Raw genomic sequence first — 6,288 nt, forward strand, 5'->3', positions numbered from 1 at the left:
TTGTTACAGAATTATTTCAATTGTTAAATATTAAATATGGTTATGAAAGCCATTCAAAAATTTGGGAAACAAACATATAATAGACATATTGGATGATTTTCTTAAAAGAAATTTAAATTATCTTCCACCATTTTTATATATTCAGACGTCTTTCACTGCCAGATAGGCAGTATTTTTGTTATAGGGAGTGGTATATTTTGGTGTTATCCAGAAACGAACGCATCAACCAAAAGAAAAAAGAACAACTGATCAATTCTTTTATCACCACGAATAAAAAACTGAAACGCAGCGTAGCGGTGTTGAGTACATCGTTCTTTATGACAACTGTCGTGAAGCCGGTCCAACTGATTTTGGCAGCGGAGTCGACTACGCTTGGAACAACGGATACACAAGTATATTCCACTAATCCCTTTTTGAATCAGATCATCCCGTCCGCGACCGTAATCGCTGCGCAAAATGATCTTTACGCCTCCGTAATGATGGCCCAAGCCATTCTGGAAAGCGGCTGGGGTACAAGCGTTTTATCGAAAGCTCCTAACTACAACCTGTTCGGTATTAAAGGGGAATACAATGGCGAGTCCATCAATATGGAGACATTGGAAGACAGCGGTGGGCAGAATTATTATTCCATCAACGCCGAATTCAGAAAATATCCTTCCTACGCGGAATCCTTGCAGGATTATGCTGCTCTTCTGGCAAACGGGACCAGCTGGAATCCGACGTATTATGCCGGTGCTTGGAAGAGCAACGCAGCTACTTATCAGGACGCCACGGCTTACCTGACCGGCCGCTATGCGACGGACACGGCTTACAGCACCAAACTGAACAGGATCATTGCGCAGTATGGCTTGGATCAATATGATAACTATCAACCTGTCGTCGAAGAAGAGGTTGAAGAGCCGGATGCAGGCAATATCGATTTCGAAACACCGGCTGAAACGCCCGAGCTGCCGACTGTGGAGCTTCCGGAGAATACAGACGATGATACTGCAGAGCAAGAGACGCCCACTGAACCTGCAGAGGATACGGAAGATGCTGGAACTCCAACAACACCAGAAACAACGGCAACACCAACTACGCCATCCGAAACACCGGCAAGCACGACAACTGCGTCTTATACGGTAGTCGCTGGCGATACCCTATACAAAATCGCTAACGCAAATGGCTTGACGATCAGTGAATTGAAGAGCTTGAATACGCTGACAAGCGATACCATTTACGTGGGCCAGAAGTTATTGTTGGGCAAAACGACAACGACTACTCCGGATACAACCGAAAACGGCTCAAGCAGCAATACGGGGCAAACGACTACCCAATCCTATACGGTAAAATCGGGTGACACACTGTGGTCGATAGCAACCGCGAAAAGCATGACCGTTGCCGCATTGAAGACCGCGAACAGTCTGACGTCCGATGCGATCTATCCGGGTCAGATTTTGAAAACAACCGGCACTTCGACAGGCACTACAACGCCAACTACCGGAACGAATACGGGCACTACGGGAACTACTATCACAGGTGCTTTCATCAAACCGGCCAGCGGATACATTTCATCTCCCTTCGGATACCGTACGTCTCCTATCAATGGGGCATTGGAATTCCATCGAGGTATCGACCTTGCAGGCAGCGGCAATATTTCCGCGTCGCAAGCAGGCATTGTGGAGGTCGCCACTTATCATTACAGCTACGGCAATTACATCGTCATCAACCACGGCAAAATAAATGGTGTGACAATCAAAACATTGTATGCGCATATGCAATCCGGACTTTCAGTATCAGAGGGACAGACCGTCAGCCAAGGACAAAAAATCGGCGTGATGGGAACTACCGGTAGCTCGACAGGCGTCCATCTGCATTTTGAAGTGCAGGAAAACGGTACCGTCGTCAATCCGGTGAACTACATCAATGGCACCACTACTGTGACGCCTGGAGTGACAACACCAATAACGACGCCAGCCGCTGGCAGCAGCGTTGTTGTCGTATCCGGAGATACTTTGTGGAAGATTGCGACCGCAAACGGTTTGACGGTTTCAGAATTAAAAACGCTGAATAACCTGACCAGTGATGCGATTCTGACCGGGCAAACACTGGTCTTGAAGAGTGCGGTTACGGTAACGCCAGCCACACCGACATCCCCGACAGTGACGCCGGGAACAACAAGCGGTAACGTAACGGTCTCATCAGGCGACACGCTTTGGAAAATCGCTAACGCAAACGGATTGAGCGTAGCTGAACTGAAGGCGCTGAACAATCTGACGAGCGACGTCATCGTTCCAGGCCAAACATTGTTGCTTAAACAAACTACGACAACGCCGAGTGTGACGCAACCGACGCAACCAACGACGCCAACAACACCGTCGACTGCAAGTACGATCACGGTAGCGTCAGGCGATACGCTTTGGAAAATCGCGAACGCCAATGGTTTGAGCGTATCGGCACTGAAAACATTGAACAGTCTGACTTCTGATGTCATTGTGCCAGGGCAAGTGCTGACGCTCAAGAGTACGGCTACGGCAGTCACTGCACCAACCGTTACCCAGCCGACGACAACAGCACCGACAACGGCCATCACGACGAGCACAATCACAGTGGCAACCGGTGACACGCTCTGGAAAATCGCGAATGCGAACGGTCTGACGGTAACTGAATTGAAGACACTGAACAGCCTGAGTTCCGATTATATTTATCCGGGTCAAACATTGAAGGTGAAAGCCACGGTAACGACCGGGAATACTTCTACAGTAGTAACGACGCCGACTGTAACAGCACCTTCCGTTCCGACTGTCACGAACAAAGTGTATACGGTCCAAAAAGGGGATACGCTCTATAAGATCGCATCCGCAAATGGCGTTTCGGTTGCTGAACTGAAGACTTGGAACAATCTGAGCACGGATATCATTTTTGTGAACCAATCGTTGAAAGTGGCTGCGGCGACAACATCCGCACAGGCAACAGCACCGACCACAAGTACGCCTGCGGCATCCGCCAATACGTACACCGTCCAAAAAGGCGACACCTTGTACAGCATCGCCAAGAAGAATGGCGTTAGCTTAGCGGCTTTGATCGAAGCGAATGATATCACTTCCAACATCATTTATGTCGGTCAAGTCATTAGTCTTTAAATTATAAAGGGATTGGTTATGGTAGGCATCAAGTCTTGATGAAATGAGTTTTATTTGTTAAAATAGCAGATGAATCATTTCATAACTGAAACAGACATAGAGAAGGATCAGTAAAGAGCAGCTTTTTTGAAGAGAGTGCATGGGTGGTGAAAATGCACAAAGAGCCTCTTGAACTCGCCTTTGAGTTGTTCCGCCGAAAGCATCAGTAAGCGGGACCGCATCGCTGCGTTACAGGCATGATAAGGAATGCAAAGACATTCAATATAGGTGGTACCACGAAAAAACTCGTCCTATAGGCAGAACCAGTGATGGACGCTGCCTATAGGACTTTTTTTATGGCCCATCGCCTGTTTGGATGAATGAAAAGAAAAGGATGTTGCTGGAAATGAGTTATACGCATAAAACAATCGAGAAAAAATGGCAAAAATATTGGGCAGACAACCGCACCTTCAAAACGACCGAAGAAGGCGGGAAACCGAAATATTATGTATTGGATATGTTCCCTTACCCATCCGGCCAAGGCTTGCATGTAGGTCATCCGGAAGGCTACACGGCGACGGATATCGTTGCCCGAGCAAAACGCGCACAAGGTTTCAACGTATTGCATCCGATGGGTTGGGATGCTTTCGGATTGCCGGCTGAGCAATATGCATTGGACACCGGTAACGATCCGGCTGATTTTACCGAGCTTAACATCAAAACTTTCAAACGTCAGATCCAATCATTGGGATTCAGCTATGACTGGAGCCGTGAAATCAATACGACAGATCCAAGCTATTACAAATGGACGCAATGGATCTTCACAAAATTGTACGAACAAGGTTTGGCCTATGAAGCGGAAGTTTCCGTCAACTGGTGTCCGGCGCTTGGCACCGTACTTGCCAATGAAGAAGTTGTCGATGGCGTCAGTGAACGTGGCGGACATCCGGTCTACCGCAAACCGATGAGACAGTGGATGTTGAAAATCACTGCCTATGCAGAACGTCTGCTGGATGATCTGGAATTGGTGGACTGGCCTGAAAGCATCAAAGAGATGCAACGGAACTGGATCGGACGTTCGGAAGGTTCGAACGTCACTTTCAAAATCAAAGACACGGATAAAGACTTCACGGTCTTCACGACCAGACCGGACACTTTGTACGGCGCTACTTATGCGGTTATGGCGCCTGAATTGCCATTGGTGAAGGAAATCATGTCCGGGCAACAAGCCGAAGCCGTCGAAGCTTACATCGATTCCATTTCACTGAAGAGCGATCTTGACCGTACGGAGCTTGCAAAAGAAAAGACCGGCGTATTCACTGGCGCTTATGCGATCAATCCAGTGAACGGCAAAGAAATCCCGATCTGGATCGCCGATTATGTTTTGGCGACATACGGAACCGGCGCCATTATGGCTGTTCCAGCCCATGATACCCGCGACTATGAATTTGCCAAAACATTCGATTTAGAGATCATTCCGGTCCTTGAGGGCGGAAACGTCGAAGAGGAAGCTTATACGGAAGATGGCTTGCACATCAACTCCGACTTCCTGAACGGATTGGATAAAGCGGCAGGGATTGTGAAGATGAACGAATGGCTGTCCGAAAACGGACTGGGCGAAAAAGTGATTTCCTATCGTCTGCGCGATTGGTTGTTCTCGAGACAGAGATATTGGGGCGAACCGATCCCAGTCATCCACTGGGAAGATGGCACATCGACAACGGTTCCTGAGAATGAACTGCCGTTGCTGTTGCCGAAGACCGATCAAGTGAAACCGAGCGGCACTGGGGAATCCCCGCTGGCCGTCATCGCTGAGTGGGTCAATGTTGTCGATCCTGTTACCGGCATGAAAGGCAGACGCGAAACCAATACAATGCCGCAATGGGCAGGCAGTTCATGGTACTTCCTACGCTTCATGGATCCGCATAACCGCAATGATCTTGCTTCAAATGAAAGACTGGACTATTGGCAGAACGTCGATCTTTATATCGGTGGTGCTGAACATGCGGTGCTTCATCTACTGTATGCGCGCTTCTGGCATAAATTCCTTTACGATATCGGCATCGTTCCGACAAAGGAGCCGTTCCAAAAATTGTACAACCAAGGCATGATCTTGGGCGAAAACAATGAAAAAATGTCCAAATCCAAAGGGAATGTAGTCAACCCGGATGACATCGTGGAAAGATATGGCGCAGATACACTCCGCATGTACGAAATGTTCATGGGACCGTTGGATGCATCATCGACATGGAGTGAAGGCGGCATCGAAGGCAGCCGCAAGTTCCTGGATCGCATTTGGCGTCTGCTTTTGGATGAAGATGATAAGATGCGTGACCGCATCACAACCATCAACACGCATGAATTGGACAAGGTTTACCATCAGACAGTCAAGAAGGTAACCGAGGATTACGATAATCTGCACTTCAATACAGCAATCTCGCAAATGATGATCTTCATCAATGAAGCCTACAAAGTGGATGCATTGCCGTTCGAATACGTCACTGGTTTTGTTCAATTGCTTGCGCCGGTCGCGCCTCACTTTGGTGAAGAGCTTTGGGTGAAACTGGGCAAACCGGAAGGCATTTCCTACGTTGCATGGCCAACTTATGATGAATCTTTCCTTGTCGAAGACGAAATCGAAGTCGTTTTCCAGATCAACGGTAAAGTAAAAACCAAAGAAATGGTTCCCTCTGATATTGCCAATGATGACATGATCGCATTGGCATTGGAAAACAGTGTCATCAAAGAAGGCATCGAAGGCAAAACCGTCAGAAAAACCATCGCCATCCCAGGTAAATTGGTCAATATTGTAGCGAATTAATCTGAAATAATAAAGAGAACGCACATCCCAATTCTGACGGGGTGTGCGTTCTCTTTAAATATTTGTGCTCTTTGAAATGGACATTTGCGTCCATACTTAAGGGATGATCAACACTTGACCGACACGGATAAGATTCGGATTGGTTATGCCGTTAGCGTTCACGAGTTGCGTGATGGTTACGCCATAACGAAGCGCGATGGCATAGAGCGTATCCCCGGCTTTGACTGTATAGGCCGTTCCGGTTGTCGGCGTAGTTGGAGTCGTCGGCGTTCCGGTACCTGGGATCGTCAACACTTGTCCGACGCTGATCAGATTGGCGTTGGCTATGTTATTGGCGGTAACGATCTGTTGGATCGTCACGCCATA

The 6,288-nt window shown here is 47.9% G+C and carries 3 protein-coding genes and 1 other annotated feature; of the genes, 2 read left to right on the top strand and 1 reads right to left on the bottom strand.

The genetic code is table 11. The features are described 5' to 3' along the window. Positions 1-200: 200 nt before the first annotated feature. Entirely contained in the window at positions 201-3,122 is a 2,922-nt protein-coding gene (locus WBV27_RS11180) for a LysM peptidoglycan-binding domain-containing protein (protein WP_424202091.1), read from the top strand. Between the two features lie 88 nt (positions 3,123-3,210). Then, positions 3,211-3,418: a binding site (T-box leader), on the top strand. Positions 3,419-3,507: 89 nt separating this feature from the next. Continuing rightward, positions 3,508-5,922, top strand: coding sequence for a leucine--tRNA ligase (gene leuS / locus WBV27_RS11185; RefSeq protein ID WP_424202087.1), 2,415 nt, complete (start codon positions 3,508-3,510; stop codon positions 5,920-5,922). A gap of 96 nt (positions 5,923-6,018) precedes the next feature. Here leuS and WBV27_RS11190 read toward each other — a convergent pair. Then, positions 6,019-6,288: LysM peptidoglycan-binding domain-containing protein (locus WBV27_RS11190; RefSeq protein WP_424202089.1), on the bottom strand; the 270-nt coding region annotated here is incomplete at its 5' end.

It is taken from the genome of Trichococcus sp. (assembly GCF_049589555.1).
In the GTDB taxonomy this organism is placed as follows: domain Bacteria; phylum Bacillota; class Bacilli; order Lactobacillales; family Aerococcaceae; genus Trichococcus.